This is a genomic window from Pseudomonas sp. W2Jun17, assembly GCF_023127795.1.
Classification (GTDB): Bacteria; Pseudomonadota; Gammaproteobacteria; order Pseudomonadales; family Pseudomonadaceae; genus Aquipseudomonas; species Aquipseudomonas synxantha_A.
Genome location: NZ_SPKO01000038.1, coordinates 338 through 24841 on the forward strand (window position 1 = coordinate 338; position 24504 = coordinate 24841).

The 24504-nt window shown below is 59.8% G+C and carries 23 protein-coding genes; 7 read left to right on the forward strand and 16 right to left on the reverse strand.

Features of this window, described 5'->3' with window-relative positions:
- The 3 genes from E4O98_RS24935 to E4O98_RS24945 form a co-directional block, all read right to left on the reverse strand.
- Positions 1-2037: DUF6531 domain-containing protein (locus tag E4O98_RS24935; RefSeq protein ID WP_248136524.1), on the reverse strand; the 2037-nt coding region annotated here is incomplete at its 3' end.
- 135 nt (positions 2038-2172) lie between these two features.
- Positions 2173-2553: a MerR family transcriptional regulator gene (locus E4O98_RS24940; RefSeq protein WP_148853991.1), complete on the reverse strand. Its 381-nt coding sequence runs from the start codon at positions 2551-2553 to the stop codon at positions 2173-2175.
- Complete coding sequence (locus E4O98_RS24945) at positions 2492-3136, reverse strand: NAD(P)H-dependent oxidoreductase (protein ID WP_032879267.1); 645 nt, start codon at positions 3134-3136, stop codon at positions 2492-2494. Before E4O98_RS24945 ends, E4O98_RS24940 begins: the two co-directional genes overlap by 62 nt.
- A gap of 183 nt (positions 3137-3319) precedes the next feature.
- On the opposite strand from E4O98_RS24945, the gene E4O98_RS24950 reads away from it, so the two are divergent.
- Entirely contained in the window at positions 3320-4351 is a 1032-nt protein-coding gene (locus E4O98_RS24950) for a PDDEXK nuclease domain-containing protein (RefSeq protein WP_032879268.1), read from the forward strand.
- Between the two features lie 60 nt (positions 4352-4411).
- Here E4O98_RS24950 and ycaC read toward each other — a convergent pair whose 3' ends face one another.
- Positions 4412-5044 carry an isochorismate family cysteine hydrolase YcaC gene (ycaC, locus tag E4O98_RS24955; protein ID WP_003194533.1) on the reverse strand — a complete coding sequence of 211 codons (633 nt, stop codon included), beginning with the start codon at positions 5042-5044 and terminating at the stop codon, positions 4412-4414.
- Positions 5045-5550: 506 nt separating this feature from the next.
- Here ycaC and E4O98_RS24960 point away from each other — a divergent pair.
- Positions 5551-5787: a hypothetical protein gene (locus tag E4O98_RS24960; protein ID WP_032879272.1), complete on the forward strand. Its 237-nt coding sequence runs from the start codon at positions 5551-5553 to the stop codon at positions 5785-5787.
- Positions 5788-6086: 299 nt separating this feature from the next.
- Here E4O98_RS24960 and E4O98_RS24965 read toward each other — a convergent pair whose 3' ends face one another.
- The 9 genes from E4O98_RS24965 to E4O98_RS25005 form a co-directional block, all read right to left on the reverse strand.
- Entirely contained in the window at positions 6087-6860 is a 774-nt protein-coding gene (locus tag E4O98_RS24965; RefSeq protein ID WP_032879273.1) for a helix-turn-helix transcriptional regulator, read from the reverse strand.
- Positions 6861-7073: 213 nt separating this feature from the next.
- Complete coding sequence (ppa, locus tag E4O98_RS24970) at positions 7074-7601, reverse strand: inorganic diphosphatase (RefSeq protein WP_248136526.1); 528 nt, start codon at positions 7599-7601, stop codon at positions 7074-7076.
- A 109-nt stretch (positions 7602-7710) separates the two neighbouring features.
- The gene (locus E4O98_RS24975; protein ID WP_005791808.1) at positions 7711-8526 is read right to left on the reverse strand and encodes a M90 family metallopeptidase; all 816 of its coding nucleotides are present in this window, start codon (positions 8524-8526) and stop codon (positions 7711-7713) included.
- Between the two features lie 6 nt (positions 8527-8532).
- Positions 8533-9189 (reverse strand): DedA family protein, encoded by a 657-nt coding sequence (locus E4O98_RS24980; RefSeq protein WP_003194521.1) that lies wholly within the window; start codon positions 9187-9189, stop codon positions 8533-8535.
- A 307-nt stretch (positions 9190-9496) separates the two neighbouring features.
- On the reverse strand, positions 9497-9955 hold the full coding sequence (locus E4O98_RS24985) for a GNAT family N-acetyltransferase (RefSeq protein ID WP_005791806.1): 459 nt from the start codon (positions 9953-9955) through the stop codon (positions 9497-9499).
- Positions 9956-10044: 89 nt separating this feature from the next.
- A complete protein-coding gene (gene eutC, locus E4O98_RS24990) occupies positions 10045-10881 on the reverse strand; it encodes an ethanolamine ammonia-lyase subunit EutC (protein ID WP_103734867.1) in 837 nt (278 codons plus the stop codon).
- The gene (locus E4O98_RS24995) at positions 10878-12272 is read right to left on the reverse strand and encodes an ethanolamine ammonia-lyase subunit EutB (RefSeq protein ID WP_032879276.1); all 1395 of its coding nucleotides are present in this window, start codon (positions 12270-12272) and stop codon (positions 10878-10880) included. Before E4O98_RS24995 ends, eutC begins: the two co-directional genes overlap by 4 nt.
- A gap of 52 nt (positions 12273-12324) precedes the next feature.
- Positions 12325-13758, reverse strand: a complete 1434-nt coding sequence (gene eat / locus E4O98_RS25000) for an ethanolamine permease (RefSeq protein WP_103734866.1) — start codon at positions 13756-13758, stop codon at positions 12325-12327.
- 207 nt (positions 13759-13965) lie between these two features.
- Positions 13966-15486 (reverse strand): aldehyde dehydrogenase family protein, encoded by a 1521-nt coding sequence (locus E4O98_RS25005; RefSeq protein WP_005791797.1) that lies wholly within the window; start codon positions 15484-15486, stop codon positions 13966-13968.
- Between the two features lie 271 nt (positions 15487-15757).
- On the opposite strand from E4O98_RS25005, the gene E4O98_RS25010 reads away from it, so the two are divergent.
- From E4O98_RS25010 to E4O98_RS25030, 5 genes are all read left to right on the forward strand, one after another.
- Positions 15758-17668 (forward strand): sigma-54-dependent Fis family transcriptional regulator, encoded by a 1911-nt coding sequence (locus E4O98_RS25010; RefSeq protein ID WP_228309021.1) that lies wholly within the window; start codon positions 15758-15760, stop codon positions 17666-17668.
- Between the two features lie 651 nt (positions 17669-18319).
- On the forward strand, positions 18320-19018 hold the full coding sequence (locus tag E4O98_RS25015) for a hypothetical protein (RefSeq protein WP_228309020.1): 699 nt from the start codon (positions 18320-18322) through the stop codon (positions 19016-19018).
- Between the two features lie 109 nt (positions 19019-19127).
- Positions 19128-20477: a UDP-N-acetylmuramate:L-alanyl-gamma-D-glutamyl-meso-diaminopimelate ligase gene (gene mpl / locus E4O98_RS25020; protein ID WP_248136528.1), complete on the forward strand. Its 1350-nt coding sequence runs from the start codon at positions 19128-19130 to the stop codon at positions 20475-20477.
- Positions 20474-21103 (forward strand): flavin prenyltransferase UbiX, encoded by a 630-nt coding sequence (ubiX, locus tag E4O98_RS25025; protein WP_005791790.1) that lies wholly within the window; start codon positions 20474-20476, stop codon positions 21101-21103. The genes mpl and ubiX overlap by 4 nt, the downstream gene beginning before the upstream one ends.
- On the forward strand, positions 21096-21380 hold the full coding sequence (locus tag E4O98_RS25030; RefSeq protein WP_032879282.1) for a YceK/YidQ family lipoprotein: 285 nt from the start codon (positions 21096-21098) through the stop codon (positions 21378-21380). Before ubiX ends, E4O98_RS25030 begins: the two co-directional genes overlap by 8 nt.
- 60 nt (positions 21381-21440) lie before the next feature.
- On the opposite strand, the gene E4O98_RS25035 is transcribed toward E4O98_RS25030, so the two are convergent.
- The 3 genes from E4O98_RS25035 to E4O98_RS25045 form a co-directional block, all read right to left on the reverse strand.
- Positions 21441-22082 (reverse strand): oxidoreductase, encoded by a 642-nt coding sequence (locus E4O98_RS25035; protein ID WP_103734863.1) that lies wholly within the window; start codon positions 22080-22082, stop codon positions 21441-21443.
- A 29-nt stretch (positions 22083-22111) separates the two neighbouring features.
- Positions 22112-23830: a C13 family peptidase gene (locus E4O98_RS25040; RefSeq protein ID WP_032879284.1), complete on the reverse strand. Its 1719-nt coding sequence runs from the start codon at positions 23828-23830 to the stop codon at positions 22112-22114.
- A gap of 105 nt (positions 23831-23935) precedes the next feature.
- On the reverse strand, positions 23936-24391 hold the full coding sequence (locus E4O98_RS25045; protein WP_005791783.1) for a MaoC family dehydratase: 456 nt from the start codon (positions 24389-24391) through the stop codon (positions 23936-23938).
- Positions 24392-24504: the final 113 nt, after the last annotated feature.

Here is a 24504-nt window from a genome sequence, read left to right on the forward strand (position 1 = left end):
AACCAACCGCGCCCGGTCGTCGTGGACATACACTTCCTGGCTGCCGTCGGCGTTATGCACGGTGACACGGCCGTCATCCCCCCAGGCATAGCGCGTGTCCATCTGCGAAAAACTTGCCCAATGCCGGACACAGCGTGCCGCCTTGCCGGCGCCTCTCCACTCCCAAAAGAAACTCGCCCCACCGGCCAACTGCCGCTCGACAATGACGTGCTGATCGTCGTACCGATAACGCTCGCTTTCACCGACGGCATTGGTCGCGCAAACCAGTCGTCCATCTTCGTCATAGGCGTAGGAAACAACGTTCTGCTCGGTTTCCCAGACGTAAGGTGCACGCCCTGTGGCGCGATGAACCTGGTAGTCCACCGCGACGATTCGATCCAGCTCATAACGCAGCAGCAGCGAGCGACCAGCACCGTTATCCAGCCGCTCAATTCGCCCGGAATGATCACGGCAAATGCGTAGACGGTTGTCATACGCATCGCTGATCGCAGTCAGTACACCGTCGCAAAAGTGATAGAACCGCGACGCCTGGGCCAGCACCAGCTCATCAGGAACCGAACTCAAGTAGATCGCCGCTTCTGCCAGGCTGTTGGTAATCGCGGGTCGAGCAGAAGTCGGCAAGGGCAGGGTGGTCGAGCGGTTCTCATGGTCGGTCCACACCACCGAATCGCCCGACACACAAAGCCTGTGCGCCAGCGCATGACTCCAGCCAAACCCCAACCCGCAATCCACATCCACCGCACTGGTGCGATACAGCCGCGTCCACTCAAACGGCAAGATCCCGTCCAGCGCACCATCGGTAAGAGTGAGCAATTCTTCCCCGGTGACCATCGACACTGGGCAGCCGTTGGTGACCGTCTTGTCCGCTGGCGTCGCCGCGTCTCCCTTCGGATTCGACGCCATGACCGGCACATCATCCACACGCTCTTTTTGCGTCAGCACCGCGTTCTGCCGCGCCCGCCAGCGCATCTGCATCGTGCCTTGTTTCACCCAGCCGACCACACCGCGAACCGCCACCGCTTTATAACGGTCGACCGCCTGCATGAACTTGGTGAGAATCGCCAGCACCCCCTTCACGAAGCCCACGGCAGCCTTGAGAATTTGTGCGCCATGCTTGACCAGGCGAACGCTCAAATACGCCACGCCCGCCGCCGGCAACGCGATGGTCAACACCGCGCCAATCACCAGGTCAATCAGCAACGACACCATAAAACCTGCGGCCGCATGCGCGACTTCACGGGGCGGTAACGCGTCCAGCCAGATCATGGCGGTGCGCAGTAACAGGTACAGCGCCGCCTCGTCACTGGCGAGCAACATCGCCTGTTCCATGACCTTGGGCGCATCGGTGGCGATCTGCGCCAACTTGGCCGCCTCGCTACCCAGTTGCTCGACGTACTTCAGCGGGTCTTCAAGCATCGCCTGCACCAGCTTGATGCTGTCCCACACATCCGTGATCGCCGCCCAACTGCCCGCCAGCACGCCGCTGCCAATCGCGCTGGCAGTAGAGCGTTCCCAGTGGGGTTTGAAGTCTTTCCACTGTGACCGAAGCCACTGTTCCAAGTCCGCCGTCAGCCCGGCATAGGAGGCAAACAAGGCGTCCACTTGCTGCGCCGAAACACCGCCCTGAACCCTTACCTGATAGCGCCCGCCAGCGGCGCAGTAGTGCGAACCCTTGCCGTGTTCATCGAGCATCACCCGCGTGGAACTGCCGTCATCCAGGCCGATCACCTCAACCGGGATGTCGCCAATTGGTACGTCATACGCTGATTCGAATTTGCTCTCGATCTCCAGCACGCCACCCACCGGGCAACGGGCCACGGTGGAGAAATCTGCATCGGTAATGCTCACCGAACGCTGCGAATCCCCAACCCGCAACACTCGGTCCATGCCCAGCAACGACGGCATATCCGTTGCATGGCTTACTGAATCCAGCGCACGCGAATACCAGGCACCCATCTGCTGGCGGTACTCCACCAGGCTCTGATGGAAGCCATCCAGCTCATGTTCGATAGAGGCGATGTGGGAGGCTTGAGTCATCCATGACGTCTCGGCAGAAGGCAAGGCGTCGGAGTCTGCCGCAGCGAAAAGCGGCTGGATGAACGGTTTGGAAAATCAGATTGCCCTTACACGGGGCTCGCAAAAGTCAGCGGCAACTCATGCGTAAGGGCTACTTCAAATGGCGACACTACTGATTGACGAGCAGTGCCCTTGGGCATCTTTCAGTTGGGTTTCAAACTTAATCAAGCCCGCCTGCATCCGTTGCAACACGGTGATTTGCGCGGCCAGCGCTTGCTTCTTGTTGGTGATGGCTTGGTCCGCCCTGTCCCAGGGAAAGGCGTCACCGTCGTACCCCAGCAAAATCTCCTGCAACTCCTTGAGTTTGAACCCGAGCTGCTGGGCGCATTTGATAAAGGTCAGTCGCTCTACGCTCTGCGCCGTATAAACGCGATAGCCGCCAAGGCGTTGCGGCTCGGGCATCAATCCAATCGCCTCATAGTGACGAATCGCCTTGATGGTCGTGCCGGACAACTGCGCGGTTTTGCCGATGTACATGAAAATTCCCTTTCTCAAATAATGCGCCGGCCTGTTTCAGCCACCGGGCCCGCTGCGTCAACGTAGAGCCCAGCACGGGGCCAAACAGCAGCGTCTTGCTCGGTGTGATGCCGCACAGCGCCAGCGTGGTGCGACGCATCTGGTGGATGGCCGGCATGCGGTAGACCCAGCGGTAATACCACGCCGGCGTGTCCAGGGTCACTAACAAGTGCGCGCTTCGGCCCTTGAGCAGCTTGTCAGGGAATGCCTTGCCTGCGCGGTATTTGAAGGCGAAGCCGGGTAGGAAAACTCGGTCGATAAAGCCTTTCATCAGTGCCGGGGTACCACCCCACCAAACAGGGAAAACCCATGTGAGGTGCTCGGCCCAAAGGATGTCGGCTTGGGCGCTGAGCAAGTCGGGTTCCAGTGTTTGGGCCTGGGTATAACCGTGGTGAAGAATCGGGTCGAATGTGAGGTTGCCCAGGTGCAGGATGCGTACTTCGTGACCTGCCGTTTTCGCAGCGTGGATATAGGTCTGCGCCATGGCTGAACAAAAACTATCGGTGGACGGATGGCCGAGAATGACCAGGATGCGCTGACTCATGCTGAAGGCTCCTGAAATGGGCGTTCAGGGTAGGGGGTGCCGTATAGGGGAGAGTCAAGGGCCACAGCCAGTGCCAGCAGGACCTTTCTGCAAGGTACGCAGGACGCGTCCGAGAGTACTCATGAGCGCTTGTGACGGCACAGCGGGCTAACTAGCCTGCTGAAAACACAAGAGTAAAAAGGCATGAGCGAGACCTCCATCGGGTTGACGGCACCTCCAGAGGGCTACAGTGATTGGCTGACAGACCTCAAGGGCCGTATCCATAACGCACAGCAGCGTGCGTCAATCGCGGTCAATCGTGAACTGGTGCTGCTCTACTGGCAGATCGGTCGCGATATTTTGACCCGTCAGAACGATCAAGGCTGGGGTAGCAAAGTGATCGACCGCCTTGCGCAGGATCTGCGGGCGGCCTTTCCAGACATCAAGGGTTTTTCACCGCGCAATCTGAAGTACATGCGTGCTTTTGCCGAGGCGTGGCCGGATTCGGAGTTTGTGCAAGGGGTGCTTGCACAATTACCTTGGTACCATCAAATCGCGCTATTGGACAAACTTCCCGGTCCCGAAACGCGACGTTGGTACGTCTCCCAAACGATCAAGCACAACTGGTCACGCAACACGCTGGTGATGCACATTGAAAACCGTTTGCTGGAACGCAGTGGCAAGGCCGTCAGTAACTTTGAAAGCCATCTGCCCAAAGCCCAATCCGATCTGGCGCGTGAAACCCTCAAGGACCCATATCGCTTTGATTTCCTCAGCCTGGGCCTGAACGCGCAAGAGCGTGATATTGAAAACGCCCTGATCAAGCATGTCACCGACTTCTTATTGGAATTGGGCGCAGGCTTTGCCTTCGTAGGCCGGCAAGTGCTGCTGAATGTGGGCGGTGATGAATTCTTCGTCGACCTGCTGTTCTATCACTTGAAGCTGCGTTGCTACGTGGTGATCGAACTCAAGGCTGGCAAGTTCAAGCCCGAACATCTGGGCAAACTGAGCTTCTACCTCGCAGCTGTGGATGCCGAGATAAAGCACCCACAGGATGGCCCGACGATTGGTCTGTTGTTGTGCAAAGGTAAAAATGAGGTGGTGGCTGAATATGCACTGCGCGATAACAACCGACCTATCGGCGTGGCGGAATATCAATTGGTGGAATCTTTGCCCGCAGAATTGCAAACCAGTTTGCCGAGTATTGAGCAGATCGAACGGGAGTTGGCGGGCTAGGGGCGGGCAAGCAATGGAAAAAGCCTGCTTTTCAGGGCAGGCTTATCACGCTGGGTTTGCTTATTTCTGATGAGCTGTCAGCGCCGCGTAACCGTTCATCAAGTTGCGATAGTTGGGAATCCGCTGGGACAACAGGTTACCCAGGCCTTCGATATCGTTGCGCCAGTCGCGGTGCAGCTCACACGCCACCGAGAACCAGTTCATCAACTGCGCACCGGCCTGCGTCATCCGGCTCCACGCCGCCTGCTGCACCGTGGTGTTGAACGTGCCGGACGCATCCGTCACCACAAACACCTCAAAGCCTTCCGCCAGCGCCGACAAGGTCGGGAACGCCACGCACACATCCGTCACCACACCGGCAATGATGATCTGCTTGCGCCCGGTGGCCTTGATCGCCTTGACGAAGTCTTCGTTGTCCCAGGCGTTGATCTGGCCTGGGCGGGCGATGTACGGCGCATCCGGGAACATTTCCTTCAACTCTGGCACCAGCGGGCCATTGGGGCCTTGCTCGAAGCTGGTGGTGAGGATGGTCGGCAGGTTGAAGAACTTGGCCAGGTCAGCCAGGGCGAGCACGTTGTTCTTGAACTCGTTGGGGGAGAAGTCCTGCACCAGGGAGATCAGGCCGGTCTGGTGATCGACCAGCAGAACAATGGCGTCGTCTTTGTTCAAGCGGTTGTAGGTGGGAGCGCTCATGGTTGAATCCTTTTTTGTTTAGGTTGGTTGGGCGTTGCGTTCAACATGGGCACAGATTAATGGGTGGGTGGCGGGGGATAAATCGGGTGGGACGAGTCTTACTGTCAACTTAAAGGAGACAAAGAGCGAGCGATTGGGGGCGCCGTACTAATGCGCATAACGCGAATGAATTGCCTGATTTTGAGTAGCCAGCAGGTACGATCCCTTTCATTTGCAGGACGTTTCCGAGAGAATCCCAACCGCTTGCGCCAGTGGAATTGGGTGACTAGGCTGCTGACCGTCACTGCTAATTCAGTGATCGGGTTTAGTCGCCCGGACCTCGCTAGGTGCACGCGCCATCCCAAAGACAGGTGTCTTCTCGCCTGCACTTTATGGTGGCTGTGCGCAGGGCACCCTCGGGTGCGCCGGTGCCTAGCGGCCGGTCGACTAACCTGCGTACAGCCGCCACCTCTGCTCGTTTAGTCGCGAAAGGACGGTGGTAGTCACTTACTGCTAGGAGTTTTGCTATGGATAACGTTCGTTCAGATACGCTGTCGTCACACCCGACCAACTCATTCACGGTCAATGAAGATCTGAGCTTTGAGGATGCCTGGGTGCAGGTGGCTGAGCTGCTGCATTGTGCGCTGGCTACGTCACGGGTGATCGGCGAGTCAGTGGCTGCGCCGCAGAGGGCGGTGATGCATCTGGTGGAGATGGCGAAGATGGTGGCGGATAGGGCTGTGGAGTGTTTGCAGCCTAAATAACGCCTATTGAAGGATGGGTAGGATACCTGCCCGCCTTTGTTGACGATTCAATTGTCCAGCAGCTGCTGGACAATTGAACTGTATTCTTACAGGCATTAAAAAGCCGGCTTGTGGCCGGCTTCTCGGGGACTGCCTCAGCTTGTTTTTGACAAACCTCACCAGCCTTCAAATCGCTCAGCCCACATGGCGTCGGGCTGAATAGTAGGGGCATCCGCGGGAACTCCTCCGCATCGCCTGACAGGGCAGATAGCTAAGCCATCCCCCTGCCAAATGTGCGGCGCATGATACCCACATTCACTTCAGTTGCCCACCTCCGGTTCCGATTTAGAGCCTTCCCAGCCCAATAGATGTTCATCCAGCGGCACGGGCGGCCGGCGGTTGTTGAGGGTGGACCACCAGAATACCCAGCCGACGATCTTGAAGCTTTGTTCGAAGCGTTCTTCGTGGTTGAGGTATTCGTCCGGGTGTTCGGCGGCGTTGTGGCTGCGCAGGCGCAACCCACCACCAGGTCGGTTGTAGAGGTATTTGATGCGCAGCATCCCGTCGTGCTCTACCGCATAAATTTCGCCGTCGATGATTTGGGTGCGGCCTCGGTCGATGGCAAGGGTGGCGCCTTGTTGGATGATGTCGGTCATGCTGTTGTCGACCATGTAAGCGCCTACCGCGCGGTCGGGATGGACGTTGAGGGTTTGCAGGCTGTGCCGGGAGACGCGGATGCGTTCGCTTGAGGTGAATGTGGGGTGGAGGGGGATCTCCACGTCGGTTGTTTCCGGACGGCATGCGGGGCCTGTGAGGTATTTGCCGGTGTCTTCGCGGGTGGGCAGTAGTTTCCTTGTGTCGGGGCCTTCCAGCAGGTAGTTGGCGGGCGGGTGTTTGGGGCCTCTGCCGTCGCTTAACCAGCGACTTGAGACGCACAGCAGTTCTGCTATCTCGTTGAGTCGGCCCATGGGAACGCCGCGTTTGAACCAGTTGTTCACGTGTTGAGGCGTGACGCCGCGGTTCTTGGCGAAGTCGGAGGCGGAAAGATTAACTTCCCGGAGTAGCGCTTTTAAACGATCACCTGATGTATTCATAAACGCAGAGTTTACTGGCGGGAAAAACCAATCAAATAAACCATGCGTTGAATTGCATATGTAGGATTTGGCTTAGTTGTGGCTCGATCTTTCAGGTGTGCAACTTAGATAAACAGCATAAAATAAACATTGAACTTGATGTTTAATTTTGCCCATAAAAAAGCCCCGAACTAACGGGGCTTTCTTATTTGCCGAAGCAATCAGGCGCGGGTATCAGCGTTTGTAGGCGGCAACCGACTTCATGATCTCGGCGCGGGCGGCTTCTGCGTTGCCCCAACCGTCGATCTTCACCCATTTGCCTTTTTCGAGGTCTTTGTAGTTCTCGAAGAAGTGCTTGATCTGTTCCAGCAGCAGTGGCGGCAGGTCGGTGTATTCCTTCACGTCCACGTACAGCTGGGACAGCTTGTCGTGTGGCACTGCGATGACTTTGGCATCGCCGCCGCCGTCGTCGGTCATGTTCAGGATGCCGACTGGACGGGCGCGGATAACCGAGCCTGGGGTAACCGGGTAAGGGGTCACGACCAGCACGTCGAGGGGGTCGCCGTCGTCAGCCAGGGTGTTGGGGATGAAACCGTAGTTGGCCGGGTAGAACATCGGGGTGGCCATGAAACGGTCAACGAACAGGCAGTCGCTGTCTTTGTCGATTTCGTATTTGATCGGCGCGTGGTTGGCCGGAATTTCGATGGCGACGTAGATGTCGTTCGGCAGGTCTTTGCCAGCCGGAATCTTGCTGTAGCTCATTGGGCGTTGCCCCCGTTAGTTGGCCATATGACATGGCCGGATTGGCCTAAAAGTGGCGGCGATTATAGGCATATTCTGACGCCGATGCCATGCGCCAAGCGTCGTACGGTCATTCGCCTTGCGGCTGATAACGTGGGTCGCCGGCTTGCAGTTGGGTCAGGCGCGCCAGTGGGTCCTGGCGGTAGAAGCGGCTGAGTTGGGCGTACACCTGTGGATAACGGTTGACCAGTAAATCCGGTGCGCTGAAAAAGTACTCGCTGGTGACGGCAAAGAATTCGGCTGGGTTTTCCGCAGCGTATGGGTCGATCTCGGTGTCGGCCTCCGGGTTGGCGTCCAGTTGGCGATTGAGGTCGTCGAAGGCGCTTTGCATCACGCTGGCCCATTCCTGCACGCGCATGTCGTGGTGCAGCGGTGGCAGGCCGTTGGCGTCGCCGTTGAGCATGTCGAGCTTGTGCGCCAGTTCATGGATGACCAGGTTGTAGCCTTCCCATTGGCCACTGGCGAGCACCCCAGGCCAGGCGAGGATCACCGGGCCTTGTTGCCAGGCTTCGCCGCTGTGTTCGCCGTCCCACTCGTGCTCCACGCCGCTGGCATCGCGATGGCGCTGCGGGCTGAGGAAGTCGTCGGGGTACAGCACGATTTCATGAAAGCCCTGATACCAGTCGAGGTCGCCCAGGTTCATCAGCGGCAATTGCGCCTGGGCGGCGAGCAGCAGGCGTTGTTCCTGGTGCAGGTCGACGCCGGGCAGGGCGGTGAGGTGTTTTTCGGCGAGGAAGATCACGCAGGCTTCGCGCAGCCACTGGTCTTGCTCGGCGCTGATGCCGTCGAGGAAGGTCAGGTGGTGGCGCACCCGTTGCCAGGTGTCATCGGCAATCGGGTGCTTGGCCAGCAGGCGCCGGCGACGCCAGGCGCTTAGGGACCACATGGGCAATCAGTGTGGGTTGGCTTCGGAGGACGTGCGGCCAAAGCGGCTGCGCACTACGCCAATGATCATTGGCACCAGGGACAACAGAATGATGAACACCACTAGCAGCGACAGGTTTTTCTTGATGAAGGGCACGTTGCCGAAGAAGTAGCCCAGGGTCACCAGGCCACCGACCCAGAGGATGGTGCCGAGTACGCTGAACCCGAAGAAGCGCGGGTAGGGCATTTTGGCCACGCCGGCGACGAACGGCGCGAAAGTGCGCAGGATCGGCAGAAAGCGCGCCAGGGTCACGGTCTTGCCACCGTGCTTGTCGTAGAAGTCGTGGGTCTTTTGCAGGTAGTCGCGGCGGAAGATCTTCGAGTTGGGGTTGCTGAACAAGCGTTCGCCAGCCGTTCGTCCTATGACGTAGTTGGTGCTGTCGCCGAGGATCGCCGCCAGCATCAGCAGGCCGGCCAGCAGCACTGGGTCCATACCGCCGCCAGCTGCTACGGCGCCAGCGATAAACAGCAACGAATCACCCGGCAGGAATGGCATGACCACCAGGCCGGTCTCGCAAAAAATCACCAGGAACAGAATGGCGTAGATCCACGGACCGTAGTTGGTTACCAGCATGTCGAGGTAAACGTCGAGATGCAGGATAAGGTCAAGCGGGTTGAAATCCATGGATGGCACCTGTGTGAATGGCCCGGCTCAGCGGGCCAGTGCGGGGACGACGGGTAATAAGGCTACAAGTGTATGTCGTGGTTCTTACAACCTTGAGAGGTCCGCATTATACGGATTGAATGGTGAAAAGCGTGTGGCTTTTGTAGCGGGGAGTGTCGTGAAAGTGTGAAGCGGTTGGCTTGGTTTTTTGTGGGAGGGGGCTTGCTCCCGATTGCGGTGGGTCAGGGACAAATTCGTTAACTGACACCCCGCCATCGGGAGCAAGCCCCCTCCCACAAGAGATCTACAGTGTTTGGGGGATTAGGGGTCAGTCTTCGTTGATCGGCAGCACGTAGTTCTTGAACTCGGTGTCTTCACGAAAGCCTATGGACTCATAGGTCTTCTGCGCCACTTCATTGTCGCTGCTGGTGGATACCCGCAATCGTACGGCCTGGGTTTCCTTGGCCATCTTCTTGGCCGTGCGCATCAGGTTGTCCGCCACCAGTTGCCGGCGGGCATCCTCGGCTACATAGATATCATTGAGGATCCACACCCGTTTCAGCGACAACGAGGAAAAGCTCGGATACAGCTGGCAAAAGCCCAGCAGCCGCTTGTCATCATCGTCGGCCAGGGCCAGGTAGATCACCGATTCCTTGCGTCGCAGGCGCTTTTCCAGGAAGGCCCGGGATGAGTCAGGGAATGGCAGGGCCCCGTAGAACTCGCGGTATTTGACGAACAACGGGGTCAACAGGTCCAGGTGTTCCAGGGTCGCTTGAGTAATCCGCATGCCAGGCCTCAACTTCCAAATGGGGTATGACCACGCGAGCGGCCGTGACTTGATGCTGCCTAATGCGGCAAAAAAGCGCAATCGTGCCGCTATCGGTCACTCGGTGGGCTGAGCAGGAAATTGCCCTTCATCAAGTCCGGGTCGTCGGATTCAAGCGTCTGAACCTGTGCCTCATCCTTGAGGTTGACCCCCGACAGTTGCCGGCGACACGCCTCGCGCATCAAGTACAACAGGCGATGGGCCGCCATGCCATAGCTCAAGCCTTCCAGCCGCACATTGGAGATGCAATTGCGATACGCATCGGTGAGGCCCACCTTGGGGTTGTAGGTGAAGTACAGGCCCAAGCTGTCCGGCGAGCTGAGCCCCGGCCGTTCGCCGATCAGGATCACCACCATTTTGGCGCCGAGTAATTGCCCGATTTCATCGGCCACTGCCACGCGGCCTTGTTCCACCAGTATCACCGGTGACAAGGACCAGCCTTCGGCGTGGGTCTGTTCCTCCAGGCGCGTCAGAAACGGAGCCGTATGCTTATGCACCGCCAATGCCGACAGGCCATCGGCCACCACGATGGCCAAATCCACGCCACCCGGGTACGCCGAAGCGTAGTCGCGCAAGGTTTGGGCCGACTCATCGCTCAAGCGTCGCCCAAGGTCCGGGCGTTGCAGGTACATATGCCGGTCCGTGGCGGCGCTGCGCAGCAACAGGCTGTCGCGGCCACGTTCGGCCAATTGGCCGCTGAGCCCGGCATGGTCGAAGGGCAGGTGCACCGCATCCCGCGCCTGGGCGTGGGCAAACTGGAAGTCCAGCTGGGCACTGGTAGGAATGCTGGTGCCGGTGCGGCCCAGGGCGATGCGCGCCGGGGTCAGGCGGCGTAATTCCAGCCACGGGTTGTCAGGCAATTCTGGTTGCACGGTCGGCTCCTTCATCCCAGTTGCGCCAGAGCGTGGCGAAACGCCGGTGGCAGGCTGTTGCCGAAGTGCACTTTGCCGCCTTCTTGCGTGAAGATGCCCATTTTCGCCAGCCACTGTTCAAACTCCGGCGCCGGTTTTAAACCCAATGTTTGCCGGGCGTACAAGGCGTCGTGGAACGAGGTGGTCTGGTAGTTGAGCATGATGTCGTCGGAGCCGGGGATGCCCATGATGAAGTTGATGCCGGCAACGCCGAGCAGGGTCAACAGTGTGTCCATGTCGTCCTGGTCGGCTTCGGCGTGGTTGGTGTAGCAGATATCACAACCCATGGGTACGCCGAGCAGCTTGCCGCAGAAGTGGTCTTCCAGACCGGCGCGGATGATCTGCTTGCCGTTGTACAGGTACTCCGGGCCGATAAAACCGACCACGGTATTGACCAGGAACGGCTTGAAGTGCCGGGCCACGGCGTAGGCACGGGTTTCACAGGTTTGCTGGTCGACCCCAAAGTGCGCATTGGCCGACAGGGCACTGCCCTGGCCGGTTTCGAAATACATCAGGTTTTGCCCCAGAGTGCCGCGCTTGAGACTCAGGCCGGCTTCGTAACCTTCCTGCAGCACGCTCAGGCTGATGCCGAAACTGGCGTTGGCGGCCTCGGTGCCGGCGATCGACTGGAACACCAGGTCCAGCGGCACGCCACGGTTGATCGCCTCGATGGAGGTGGTGACGTGGGTGAGTACGCAGGCCTGGGTGGGGATTTCGTAGCGCTGGATGATCGCGTCGAGCATTTCCAGCATGGCGCAGATCGAGGCGATGCTGTCGGTGGCCGGGTTGATGCCGATCATGGCGTCGCCGTTGCCGTAGAGCAGGCCGTCGAGAATACTCGCGGCAATGCCTGCTGGTTCGTCGGTGGGGTGGTTAGGCTGCAAGCGCGTGGACAAGCGCCCGCGCAGGCCCATGGTGCCGCGAAACTGGGTGACCACGCGGATCTTCTGTGCCACCAGCACCAGGTCCTGTACGCGCATGATTTTGGACACGGCTGCCGCCATTTCCGGTGTCAGCCCCGGCGCCAGTGCGCGTAGGGATTGTTCATCAGCCGCGTCACTGAGCAGCCAGTCGCGCAGGCCACCGACGGTGAGATGGCTCACCGTGGCAAAGGCCTGTTTGTCGTGGGTGTCGATGATCAGCCGGGTGACTTCGTCGCTTTCATAGGGAATCAGCACTTCTTCGAGGAAGTGCTTCAGGGGTGTATTTGCCAGCGCCATCTGGGCGGCGACCCGTTCGCCATCATTTTGCGCAGCGACGCCGGCCAGGAAGTCGCCGGAGCGCGCCGGGCTGGCTTTGGCCATCAGATCCTTGAGGCTGTCGAAGCGATAGGTGTGTGCACCCACCGCGTGGGAAAAACTTGCCATACAGTATCTCCTTGACGACGCGAGCAGGCGCCCGCGCCGAGGTTTACGGCACTTAGTGCAGGGCGGCCTCTGCGGCCTGGATCGCCGCGAATTCTTCTTCGGGCGTGCCTGCTACCAAGTGATGCCGGCTGTAGAAAGCAAAGTAAGCAATTAATACTCCATAGATGACCGCCGCGCCAATCACCACGCGTGGGTCAACCAAAAAGCCTGCCACTACGGCCACGCAGGCCAGTACCAGCGCTACGCCCGAGGTGAAGATGCCGCCCGGCGTGCGGTACGGGCGCTCCATTTTAGGGCGGCGGATGCGCAGGGTGATGTGCGCGGCCATCATCAGCACGTAGGAAATCGTTGCGCCAAACACCGCCACCAATATCAGCAAATCGCCCTGGCCGGTCAGCGACAGGCCGAAACCGATAATCCCGGGAATCACCAATGCCAGTACTGGCGCCTTGCTCTTGTTGGTCTCGGACAATTTGCGCGGCAGGTAGCCAGCGCGCGACAAGGCAAAAATCTGCCGCGAGTAGGCGTAGATAATCGAGAAAAAGCTTGCGATCAAACCGGCCAGGCCAATCAGGTTGACGAAGCTGCCCATCCAGGTCGAACCGCCATAGGACAGCGCCAGGGCTTCCACCAACGGGTTACCGGATTTGATCAGCGCATACGTGCCTGCACCGCCCGGCGCGATAACCAGGATCAACAGGGCAAAACTGGTCAGCACCACAATCGCGCCGATCAGCCCACGGGGCAGGTCGCGCTTGGGGTTCTTGGTTTCTTCAGCGGCCAGGGGTACGCCCTCTACCGCGAGGAAAAACCAGATCGCATAGGGGATCGCCGCCCACACACCCACATAGCCGAACGGCAGGAAGCTGCTGGCGCCTTTGGCCTCGGTCACCGGAATATCCAGCAGGTTGGCGACGTTGAAGTGCGGCACCATCGACACCAGGAATACGCCCAAAGCGATCGCGGCGACGGCGGTGATGACAAACATCAGCTTCAAGGCTTCGCCGACACCAAAAATATGGATGCCGATAAAGATGATGTAGAACGCCAGGTAGATCATCCAGCCGCCAATGCCGAACAGCGACTCGCAGTAAGCGCCGATAAACACCGCAATTGCGGCGGGGGCGATGGCGTACTCGATCAGGATCGCGGTGCCGGTGAGGAACCCGCCCCAAGGGCCAAAGGCGCTGCGGGCAAAACCGTAGCCACCGCCGGCGGTGGGGATCATCGAAGACAGTTCGGCCAGGGAGAAGCACATGCACAGGTACATGGTAGCCATGAGCAATGTGGCGAGGAACATGCCGCCCCAGCCACCCTGGGCCAGGCCGAAGTTCCAGCCTGCATAGTCGCCGGAGATGACGTAGGCGACGCCAAGGCCGACTAACAGCACCCAGCCGGCAGCGCCTTTTTTCAATTCTCGTTGTTGAAAGTAATCGGTGCCGACTTTTTCGAAGTCGACCGAAGAACTCGTGGGTTCGCTGGGCATGGGAAGTACCTTCCATTCTTATTGTTTTCAACTCGGCCGGTGTGTGCCGAATGCGCATCGCAAGTACTTATGAAGATCCAAATGTGGGAGGGGGCTTGCTCCCGATAGCAGTGGGTCAGTGACTCATACTTGCACTGACACTCCCCGATCGGGAGCAAGCCCCCTCCCACCCTTGATTGCATTTCAAAGGTGGGAGGGGGTGTGGGGTTAGAAAAAGCCCAACGGATTAATGTCGTAGCTCACCAGCAGGTTCTTGGTCTGCTGGTAGTGATCCAACATCATCTTGTGGGTTTCGCGTCCTACGCCAGACTTCTTGTAACCGCCAAACGCGGCGTGCGCCGGGTACAGGTGGTAGCAGTTGGTCCACACGCGACCGGCCTTGATCGCGCGGCCCATGCGGTAAGCGCGGTTGATGTCGCGGGTCCACAGGCCGGCGCCCAGGCCGAACTCGGTGTCGTTGGCAATCGCCAGGGCTTCGGCTTCGTCCTTGAAAGTGGTGATGCTCACCACCGGGCCGAAGATTTCCTCCTGGAACACACGCATGTCGTTGGTGCCCTTGAGCAGGGTCGGCTGGATGTAATAGCCGGTGGCCAGATCGCCAGTTAGCTTTTCAACCTTGCCGCCAGTCAGCAGTTGCGCGCCTTCGCCCTTGGCGATTTCCAGATAGGACAGGATCTTGTCAAATTGCTGCTCGGACGCTTGGGCGCCGACCATGGTGTCGGTGTCCAGCGGATCGCCGCGCTTGATCGACTCGACCTTCTTCATCACCACTTTCATGAAGTCGTCGTAGATCGACTCCTCCACCAGGGCGCGGGATGGGCAGGTGCACACTTCGCCTTGGTTGAAGAACGCCAGCACCAGGCCTTCGGCAGCTTTTTCGATGAATGCAGGTTCCGCTTTCATGATGTCGGCGAAGAAGATATTCGGCGACTTGCCTCCCAGCTCAACGGTAGACGGAATGATGTTCTCGGCCGCCGCATGCATGATGTGCGAGCCCACCGGGGTAGAACCGGTGAAGGCTATCTTGGCGATACGTTTGCTGGTCGCCAGGGCTTCGCCGGCTTCCTTGCCGAAACCATGCACCACGTTCAGTACGCCTGGCGGCAACAGGTCGCCGATCAGTTCCATCAGTACGCTGATGCCCAGCGGGGTTTGCTCGGCGGGCTTGAGCACCACGCAGTTGCCGGCGGCCAGGGCCGGGGCTAGTTTCCAGGCGGCCATCAGCAGCGGGAAGTTCCACGGGATGATCTGGCCGACCACGCCCAGTGGTTCGTGGAAGTGATAGGCGGCAGTGAGTTCGTTGATTTCGGCGCTGCTGCCTTCCTGGGCGCGAATGCAGCCTGCGAAGTAGCGGAAGTGGTCGGCGGCCAGGGGGATGTCGGCGTTGAGGGTTTCACGCACGGCCTTGCCGTTGTCCCAGGTTTCGGTGATAGCCAGCAGTTCGAGGTTCTGCTCGATACGGTCGGCGATTTTCAGCAGTACCAGCGAGCGGTCCTGGGCGCTGGTTTTGCCCCAGGCGTCAGCGGCGGCGTGGGCGGCGTCCAGAGCCTTGTCGATGTCTTTGGCGGTGGAACGCGGGAAGTCGGCGATAGGTTTGCCGTTGACCGGCGAGGTGTTGGAGAAGTAGTTGCCATCGACCGGCGCAACGAACTCGCCGCCGATGTAGTTGCCGTACTTGGCCTTGAACGAAACGATGGCGCCTTCGGTACCGGGGTGTGCATAACGCATGGTGGGCATCTCCTGCTTTTATGTTTATCGGAGTACAGCGCTGCAAGCGCGTTATAAAGCGTAGAGCAAAGGTTGGGCCAGTGCGTGCAGGCCAGGTAAATCAAGGGTTTGGTTTTGTTTACAAGGCATGAATGTGGCCGGGGCGATACAGGAGGGGTGACAGTTTGTACCGCAAACGGTACAGCCTGTGACCGATGGGTCGGCCCGGGATTGCAATGGCCGGATGGCTGGTGGATGCTGGGCGCTCTCACGCAGGGAGAATAATAAGAACATGCACAACGATCATTTCAGTCGCCATGCCCAGCAGGTTCTCACCGTCACCCGGGGGCAAGAGCCGCTTCAAGGGCCGGGTAGCGATCCCTCCATCGCCCGTTCCTGGCTGCGTTGCGTTGAGGACTACCACCTCGACCCCGCGCTGACCGTTGCGCCCACCGTGCTTGAGCATGGCCGCCTGCTGGAAAGCCGCGAACGCCTGCGCCAGGTGCTGCATATCGCCGGCAACGAAATGAACAGCCTGCACCAGCAACTCTCGGGGGCCGGTCATGCGGTGCTGCTCACCGATGCCCGGGGGGTGATCCTCAACTGTGTCACCGCGCCGTCCGAGCGCAAGATTTTCGAACGCGCCGGGCTGTGGCTGGGCGCCGACTGGAGTGAAGCCTGCGAAGGCACCAATGGCATCGGCACCTGCCTGGTGGAGCGTCAATCCCTGACCATCCACCGTGACGAGCATTTTCGCGGCCGCCATACCGGGCTGACGTGTTCGGCGAGCCCGGTGTTCGACCCTCACGGTGAATTGCTGGCGGTGCTGGATGTGTCCTCGGCCCGCGAAGCCGTGTCGCGCCAGAGCCAGTTCCACACCATGGCGCTGGTGAACCTGTCGGCCAAGATGATCGAAAGTTGCTACTTCCTGCGCCACTTCGAACACCATTGGCTGCTGCGTTTTCACCTGCAGGCTGAGTCGGTCGGGTTGTTCAGCGAAGGCTTGCTGGCGTTCGATGGCGAAGGGCGCATTTGTGCGGTGAACCAGAGCGCCCTGAACCTGTTGGGGCAGCTACGCGGCGGCTTGGTGGGTCAGCCGGTGGACGCGTTTTTCGACTGTTCCCTGGATCAGTTGCTAGGGCGGGCCAGCGCGAATGCCACGGCCAGTTGGCCGCTGCGTAGCCGCGATGGTCGGCCTCTATTTGCAGCGCTGCGAGGCCAGCCCCGCAGTACGCCGGCCCCGGTCGTCAAGCCGCAGGCGCCACGCCCACTGGGTATTTGCCTGGGCGATCCGGCGTTGCAAAATGAGCTGCGCAAGGCCTCGCGAGTATTCGAACGCGACGTGCCCTTGCTGATCAACGGCGAAACCGGCTGCGGTAAAGAGGCTTTCGCCAAGGCCGTGCACCAGGCCAGCCAGCGAGGCGACAAGGCCTTTGTCGCGCTGAACTGTGCGGCCATTCCGGAAAACCTGATCGAGTGCGAGTTGTTTGGCTATCGCGCCGGCAGTTTCACCGGCGCCCTTAAAGAAGGCATGCGCGGCAAGCTGCAACAGGCCGACGGCGGTACGCTGTTTCTCGACGAAATCGGCGATATGCCACTGGCGCTGCAAACCCGCTTGTTAAGGGTGCTGGAGGATCGCCTGGTGGTGCCTATCGGCGGCGAACCTCAAGCCGTGAACCTGCGCATCATCAGCGCGACGCACCGTAATTTGTTGGAGCGTGTGGCCGATGGCAGCTTTCGCGAAGACCTGTATTACCGCTTGAGCGGCTTGGAAGTCGCCCTGCCGCCGTTGCGCGAACGCACTGACAAGGCGCAATTGTTGGACTTCCTCTTGGCCCAAGAGGCCGGCACCGAACAGGTGATGCTAGACGAGTCGGCGCGCCAGGCTTTGTTGGCATTCCCCTGGCCCGGCAACCTGCGACAGTTGCGTACGGTGTTGCGCACGGTGGTGGCGCTCTGTGAGGACGGCCGAGTCGGGCTTGACGACTTGCCGGCATTGATTCGTCAGGCGCAGCCGCTGGGGGCGAGGGTGGATGCGCCGTACGCCTTGCCACTGGAAAGCGCCGAGCGTCAGGCATTACTCGGTGCGTTGGCGCAGCAGCGCTGGCATATGAGCCATGTGGCTGAACAGTTGGGGGTCAGTCGCAATACGCTGTACCGCAAGTTACGCAAACATGGAATCTCAAGGGACTCCACCCATTAAGGGAGTGCGACACCTGTCGGAATAACTCAGTTATTGCCGATGGCTCAAGTTTTGTCGCACAGGCTTTAAGGTTTTTTATCGCGCCATGTACTCACGTCGCCCCGGAACGCTGCACGTTGTTTTAAGCACTGATGGAATAAGGGCAGAGCATCACGTGCCCTTAATCACAGTTGTTTGAAACTTCTAGGGTGACAACACATGAACATTACAAGTCCAATAACGACTCCTGTGCTACAACTCCCTGTTCAACTTGACGTTACGCTCACGTCCCAACCGCAACCCTTAACCGCGGGCTGGGGCGAACCGATGGACCCCACTCAGCCTGAGCCTGGCACGCAGTTGTCTGCGCAGGAGACTGATCAAACGCCGAAGGTGCGCATCAAGCGTGGAATTTTTGGACGGCGGTTCGGGGGAGGATCCCGCCCCACGCCTCACGTGCCGCCCACGCCATCGCCCAGAGTGCCGCCTGCTCCGGTCAGTCCCTCGCCCACCCGGCCCCAAACCACGGCGGGTGGGAAAAAGCCGACGACAAGCCACGATACCCCTGGTGCCAGTGCGACCGCGGGCAGTTCAAGCCAGTCAACCGCAGGTAGACTCAAGGACGTGCTGACCAAGGGGCCTCAGACGCCCCCCCGCGGTGGGACCGCCCCTGTGAAACAGGACGATTCACCCAAGGTCAGCATGGCCGATGTCACCCAGCGACTGTTGGATGCCGACAGGCTGGTCAAAGCGGGCGTTATTTCTACATCACCCTCTACCAGCAAGACGGTCAAGGACGCGTTCATCAATGCAGGCGTCAATGGTATGGTCAGCGCGCCGATCAATGTGGGGGCGTATGCCGGGTCCGTGGCCGCGGGGGAAGCGATCAAGGGCCAATACGTGCCGTCGCCAGTGGCGCCACCGCCACCGCATTTGCCCGGCGTTGCACAGCCCGATCAGAAGCCCATGCCGCAAACCGTTGCGCCACCCGCACCCGATGAGCCTGCGCCGGGAGCCACGCGCCATCTGGATCGGGTAGAGAAAGTGGTGCTGGAGTTTGCCAATGTCGTCATGACGCTGGCGTCGGGCAGCACCGCAGACCGGCTTGCCATTGGCGACGCCTGGCCCAAGGAGCGTGGGGCACGCTTGACTAACCTGGAGCAGTTACTGAGCGTTTCAGAAACCCATATGAGGCAAGTGGCTGAGGACAACGGCGTTATTTTCAAACCTCACATCGAGTCGTCAACATCTCCCAGTACCGGGGGACGCTTAGGCGTAATAGAGCGTCGGTATGACGCGATGGAAAAAGCGGCCGAACGAATCATGACCTTGAAAGACGCTGAGCTTAAAAAAGCTGGCACCACGGTTTAAGACATCCCTTTTGCCCGTCGGATCCTACCGGCGGGCGTTTCGCCCTCAGCTAAAGCGTGCGAACTTTCCCACCCTACGCTAACCTGCCTCGATGTTTACGAGGTCGACTATGCACATTCATATTCTGGGTATCTGCGGTACGTTCATGGGTTCGATGGCGGTTCTGGCCAAAGAGCTGGGCCATCACGTTACGGGCTCCGATGCCAATGTTTATCCGCCCATGAGCACGCAGCTGCAGGCGCAAGGTATCGAGCTGACCCAAGGTTATGACCCCTCGCAATTCGACCCGGCGCCGGATCTGGTAGTGATTGGCAACGCCATGTCCCGCGGCAACCCAGCGGTCGAGTACGTGCTCAATAAAGGTTTGCCTTACGTCTCAGGCCCTCAATGGCTGGCTGATCATGTGTTGCAAGGTCGTTGGGTATTGGCGGTGGCCGGCACTCACGGCAAGACCACCACCAGCAGTATGCTCGCCTGGGTGCTGGAACATGCGGGCATGAGCCCGGGCTTCCTGATCGGCGGCGTGCCGCAGAATTTCTCGGTGTCGGCGCGCCTGGGCGATACGCCGTTTTTCGTGATCGAAGCCGATGAATACGACAGCGCGTTTTTCGACAAGCGCTCCAAGTTCGTCCACTACCGTCCGCGCACAGCGATCCTGAATAATCTGGAGTTTGATCACGCGGACATCTTTCCCGATCTCGCGGCCATTGAGCGGCAGTTCCATCACTTGGTTCGCACCATCCCGAGTGAAGGCCTGGTCATCCACCCGACCACTGAACCGGCGTTGCAGCGCGTGATCGACATGGGCTGCTGGACGCCGGTGCAGACCACCGGTGTGGGCGGGCAATGGCAGGTCAAGTTGCTCAGCGAAGACGGCTCCCGGTTTGAAGTGCTGTTCGAAGGCCAAGCCCAAGGCGTCGTGGAGTGGGATATGACCGGCCAGCACAATGTCGCCAACGCGCTGGTAACCCTGGCGGCTGCACGGCATGTCGGTGTGGTGCCGGCCATGGGCATCGCGGCCTTGAGCGCATTCAAAAGCGTCAAGCGGCGCATGGAAAAAGTCGCCGACGTGAATGGGATTACCATCTACGACGACTTTGCCCACCATCCAACAGCTATCGCCACTACGCTCGACGGCCTGCGCAAGCGCGTTGGCGATGCCCAAATCATTGCGATCGTTGAACCGCGCTCCAACTCCATGAAGCTGGGTGCGCACCGCGATGGCCTGCCGGAAAGCGTCAACGACGCCGACCAGGTGGTCTGGTACGCGCCTGCCAACCTTGGTTGGGACCTGCCGGGGATCGCTGCGCTGTGCACCGTGCCTTCGACCGTGTGTGATTCGCTGGAAGGCATCATTGAGCATGTGAAGCACTTGGCCAAGCCCGGCACCCATGTGGTAGTCATGAGCAACGGCGGCTTTGGCGGCTTGCACGGCAAGCTGGCCGAGGCGTTGAAATGAGCGGGCCCGAACGTATCACCCTGGCAATGACCGGCGCATCCGGCGCGCCTTACGGCCTGCGCCTGCTGGATTGCCTGGTACGTGAAGACCGTGAAGTGCACTTCCTGATTTCCAAGGCCGCCCAATTGGTGCTGGCGACCGAGACGGATGTGCAATTGCCGGCCAAGGTGCAGATGATGCAAGCGTTCCTCACCGAATACACCGGTGCGGCAGCGGGGCAGATCAAGGTCTATGGCAAGGAAGACTGGATGTCGCCCGTAGCTTCGGGCTCCGGCGCGCCGGCGGCGATGGTGGTGGTGCCATGCTCCACCGGCACCCTGTCGGCGATTGCCACGGGCGCCTGCAATAACCTGATCGAAAGGGCGGCGGACGTGACCTTGAAGGAGCGTCGCCAATTAATCCTGGTACCGCGCGAAGCACCGTATTCGAGTATTCACCTGGAACACATGCTCAAGTTGTCGAACATGGGCGTGACCATCTTGCCCGCGTCGCCGGGTTTCTATCACCAGCCGCAGACCATCGATGACTTGGTGGACTTCGTGGTGGCGCGCATTCTCAACCTGCTGAACATTCCCCAGGACATGCTGCCGCGCTGGGGCGAGCACCATTTGGGCGGTGATGAATAAAACGCTGCTGCTACTACTGGCGCTGCAACTGACGGGCTGCGCCACGGCGCGCACCCTGGACGCCGCGCAAGCGGGCGCGCCAGTGGTGTATGCCGGTACACGCCTGGATTTGTATGCGATCAATGGCGGCTGCTGTGCCAAGGACCGCTTTGGTGCCGAGGCGCCCACCTATCCTCATATCGACCTGCCCGCCAGCGCGTTGCTCGATACGCTGCTGTTGCCACTGTCTTTGTTGACCGTGCTGGGCGTGGGCTTCAACGCCACTGGCGGACTCTGAGAACTACACGAACCCAATGTGGGAGGGGGCTTGCTCCCTCCCACATTGGGATTGGCGTTCTTACTTGCCGAGCTTGCGCAGCTCATCCGACTCCACCACCCGTACGCCATCCTGTTCTTCCAGCGCCAGGCGCCACATGGCGCGAGCCAGTTCGCAGACTTCGATGCCGTGGTACTTGCCCGGAATCAAACGCGACAACGGCCCGGCCAGCTGTTCGGCCAGACGCGGTTCCAGCCGCTCCCCCAGCAGCAAGGAAGGTCGCACGATGGTCAGTTGCGGCCAGTCCTGGGCTTTGAGTGCCTGCTCCATTTCGCCCTTGACTCGGTTGTAGAACACTGAGGATTTCGGGTCGGCGCCGATCGCACTGATCACGATCAGATGCCGCGCACCCAGTTCCCGAGCGCGCTTGGCGAAGGCCACCACCATGTCCAGATCGACCGCACGGAACGCCGCTTCCGAGCCGGCTTTCTTGATCGTGGTGCCCAGGCAGCAAAAGGCCATGTCCACCCGGCCGCTCAGTTGCGGCAGGAACACCGCAGGGTCGCCCACCGGGTTTTCCAGGCGTGGGTGTTCAGCCAGCGGCTTGCGGCTCGGCGCCAGTACACGGGTCACGGTGGGTTCGTTGAGCAGGCGATCAAGCAGGTGTTCGCCGGTGAGGCCAGAGGCCCCGGCCAGCAAGATATGCTGAGGTGTCAGGTACATGATGTTTCCCCCTTGTTACACGTTACAGCTTAGTTGCCTTTGGCTTCCTTGCTATTCATTGAGACGCTTTCGAGCGCCTTTCGTGCCTGCTGTTTGCGTAATAGTTGCCAATGGGCGATCACGCCTTTGGGCGCCCATATCTGCGGTTCCGAGGCTTCGAAGTTGTCCGCCTGTTCGCGTTCGGCCACATGCAGTTGTGCCAGTTTGAACGCGTGTTGCAAATCGTCCGTTTGGTTGAAGGCTTGTGCGAAAAGGGCATCGCCAAAGTAGGTAAAGTCCGCCTCTTCTGAACAGCCAAAGGACACGCGATCCGCACGGGATGCCGTCATGATCAGCGTGCGCTCATCTTTCAGGGCCGGAATGAAACCGCCGGAGTAGCAGGCGGAAATCACGATGATCTTGTCGCGGTTTTTCAACGGCGCCAGCACGGCGGCCAGTTCATCGGCGGGCAAGTCGGCCAGTTCCATGCGCGGCTGGTCGAGCACCAACTCATGTTCATGTGTGCCATGGCTGGTCAAATAGATAAACACCAGGTCTTCGGGCCCGGTACGTTCGGCCAGGGTTTGCACGGAACGCCTCAGGCTTTCGCGGGTGGCCAGCGGACGGTCGGCGATGTGGTCACGGTGGTTGACCAGGCGGACCTGCCCGCGTGCGCCGAAGCGGGTGGTGAGCAGGTTGCTGACGTAATCGGCTTCGCGCAGGAACACGCTTTGCTTGCCATCACCTGCCAACGCCAACGTATAAAGCTCGACGGCAGGTGTCGAGGCCGGCACGGCGGCCAGGGCCTCGTCGAGCAAGCGGCCTTGGGCCAATAGGCCGGTTTCCAGTGGGTCGGGCAGCAACTTGCCATCGGCATCGCGCACGCGCAGGCCATTGACCCAGGTGCCGGCCTGCACGGTGCCGTCGGTGAGCACGAGGGTGCCACGCCCCTGATAGTTGTCGCTGTCGAAGCCACCGATATAGAAGCTGCCATCGGTGAGGTTCAAGCGCCCCTCACCGGTAAAGCGCCAGTCACTGAACTGACCGACGTAGTGGCTGCCATCGGCGCCAATCAATTCGCCTTTGCCACTGAGGGCGCCTTCCTTGAACTGGCCGATCCATACGTCGCCGTCGGCGTTTTCATAGCGGCCTTTGCCGTTGAGTTGGTTCTGCTTGAATTGGCCGATATAGATATCGCCCTCAGCGCTATTGAAGGTGCCATTGCCTTCCAGTTGGCCATCGACAAAGTGGCCGCTGAACTGATTGCCGCTGTCGTCATTGCGCTGGCCTTCGCCATTGGGCTTGCCGTGGGCAAATTGGCCTTGGTACTGGCTGCCATCGGCCAATTCCAGGCGACCGAGGCCTGCGTACTGGTCGTCCTTGAACTCGCCGCGATAGGTCATCTGCCCTTCTTTGAGGGTGCCTTCGCCATTGCGTCGACCGTTCTTGAAGCTGCCGACATAGCTGCTGCCCGTGGTAGTCAAGCTGCCCTGGCCATCAAACAGGCCCTGCTGGAACTGGCCTTTATAGACTTCGCCATTGCTGCCATGCCATTCGCCCTGGCCGTGCCACTGGCCTTTATCGAACTGGCCGGCGTACCAACTGCCGTTGGGGTAGTCCACGCGGCCCTGGCCTTGCAGCAGGCCGTTGACCACATCGCCACGGTAGCGGCCGCCATCGGGCAGGCGCGCATCGGGCGGCAACAGCGATTCGCCGTCTCCGCAAGCGGTCAGCAACAGGGCAAGGGCAAGGGGAGCGAGTGGGCGCATAGCGGGATCCGGATAATTGAGCGCCGAGTATGCCGCAGCCGCGAGATTCATACATAAATTTACATACACTGTGGCAAGGTTTATTGCCTCGCCACAGGGTCGGCCTTACACGAAGCAGAGTGACAGCGACTCGGCAATATAGGCAGGTTTCTCCTGGCCTTCGATTTCCAGGGTGGCGGTGGCCTTGAACAGCCATTGGCCGGGTTTTTTCTCGGTGACGTCGGTGAGCGTGACGTTCAGGCGCACCTTGGAGTCGACCTTCACCGGCTGGATGAAGCGCACACTGTCCAGGCCGTAGTTGACGGCCATTTTCAAGCCCTCGGGCATGATCAGGATGTCTTCCATCAGCTTGGGCATCAGTGACAGTGACAGGAAACCGTGGGCGATGGTGCTGCCGAACGGGGTTTGTGCGGCCTTGACCGGGTCGACGTGGATGAACTGATGATCGCCGGTGGCCTCTGCGAACAGGTTGATGCGCGCCTGGTCGATGGTGAGCCATTCGGAACGTCCCAGTTCCTTGCCGACATAATCTTTGAGCTGCGCTACGGGTACATAGGGCATTGCGTCTCTCCTGGGTTCATCATTTTTATCCCCCGTTGATAAGGGGTTTTATATGGGATACAGAGAACCAATGTAGATCATCATGGGCAAATGGCCCGGTCAACCCAACATGC

Coding starts and splice junctions, on each gene's coding strand:
- E4O98_RS24940 (WP_148853991.1), bottom strand. CDS start 2,553: ATGTACATCGGCAAAACCGCGCAGTTGTCCGGCACGACCATCAAGGCG.
- E4O98_RS24945 (WP_032879267.1), bottom strand. CDS start 3,136: ATGAGTCAGCGCATCCTGGTCATTCTCGGCCATCCGTCCACCGATAGT.
- E4O98_RS24950 (WP_032879268.1), top strand. CDS start 3,320: ATGAGCGAGACCTCCATCGGGTTGACGGCACCTCCAGAGGGCTACAGT.
- ycaC (WP_003194533.1), bottom strand. CDS start 5,044: ATGAGCGCTCCCACCTACAACCGCTTGAACAAAGACGACGCCATTGTT.
- E4O98_RS24960 (WP_032879272.1), top strand. CDS start 5,551: ATGGATAACGTTCGTTCAGATACGCTGTCGTCACACCCGACCAACTCA.
- E4O98_RS24965 (WP_032879273.1), bottom strand. CDS start 6,860: ATGAATACATCAGGTGATCGTTTAAAAGCGCTACTCCGGGAAGTTAAT.
- ppa (WP_248136526.1), bottom strand. CDS start 7,601: ATGAGCTACAGCAAGATTCCGGCTGGCAAAGACCTGCCGAACGACATC.
- E4O98_RS24975 (WP_005791808.1), bottom strand. CDS start 8,526: ATGTGGTCCCTAAGCGCCTGGCGTCGCCGGCGCCTGCTGGCCAAGCAC.
- E4O98_RS24980 (WP_003194521.1), bottom strand. CDS start 9,189: ATGGATTTCAACCCGCTTGACCTTATCCTGCATCTCGACGTTTACCTC.
- E4O98_RS24985 (WP_005791806.1), bottom strand. CDS start 9,955: ATGCGGATTACTCAAGCGACCCTGGAACACCTGGACCTGTTGACCCCG.
- eutC (WP_103734867.1), bottom strand. CDS start 10,881: ATGAAGGAGCCGACCGTGCAACCAGAATTGCCTGACAACCCGTGGCTG.
- E4O98_RS24995 (WP_032879276.1), bottom strand. CDS start 12,272: ATGGCAAGTTTTTCCCACGCGGTGGGTGCACACACCTATCGCTTCGAC.
- eat (WP_103734866.1), bottom strand. CDS start 13,758: ATGCCCAGCGAACCCACGAGTTCTTCGGTCGACTTCGAAAAAGTCGGC.
- E4O98_RS25005 (WP_005791797.1), bottom strand. CDS start 15,486: ATGCGTTATGCACACCCCGGTACCGAAGGCGCCATCGTTTCGTTCAAG.
- E4O98_RS25010 (WP_228309021.1), top strand. CDS start 15,758: ATGCACAACGATCATTTCAGTCGCCATGCCCAGCAGGTTCTCACCGTC.
- mpl (WP_248136528.1), top strand. CDS start 19,128: ATGCACATTCATATTCTGGGTATCTGCGGTACGTTCATGGGTTCGATG.
- ubiX (WP_005791790.1), top strand. CDS start 20,474: ATGAGCGGGCCCGAACGTATCACCCTGGCAATGACCGGCGCATCCGGC.
- E4O98_RS25030 (WP_032879282.1), top strand. CDS start 21,096: ATGAATAAAACGCTGCTGCTACTACTGGCGCTGCAACTGACGGGCTGC.
- E4O98_RS25035 (WP_103734863.1), bottom strand. CDS start 22,082: ATGTACCTGACACCTCAGCATATCTTGCTGGCCGGGGCCTCTGGCCTC.
- E4O98_RS25040 (WP_032879284.1), bottom strand. CDS start 23,830: ATGCGCCCACTCGCTCCCCTTGCCCTTGCCCTGTTGCTGACCGCTTGC.
- E4O98_RS25045 (WP_005791783.1), bottom strand. CDS start 24,391: ATGCCCTATGTACCCGTAGCGCAGCTCAAAGATTATGTCGGCAAGGAA.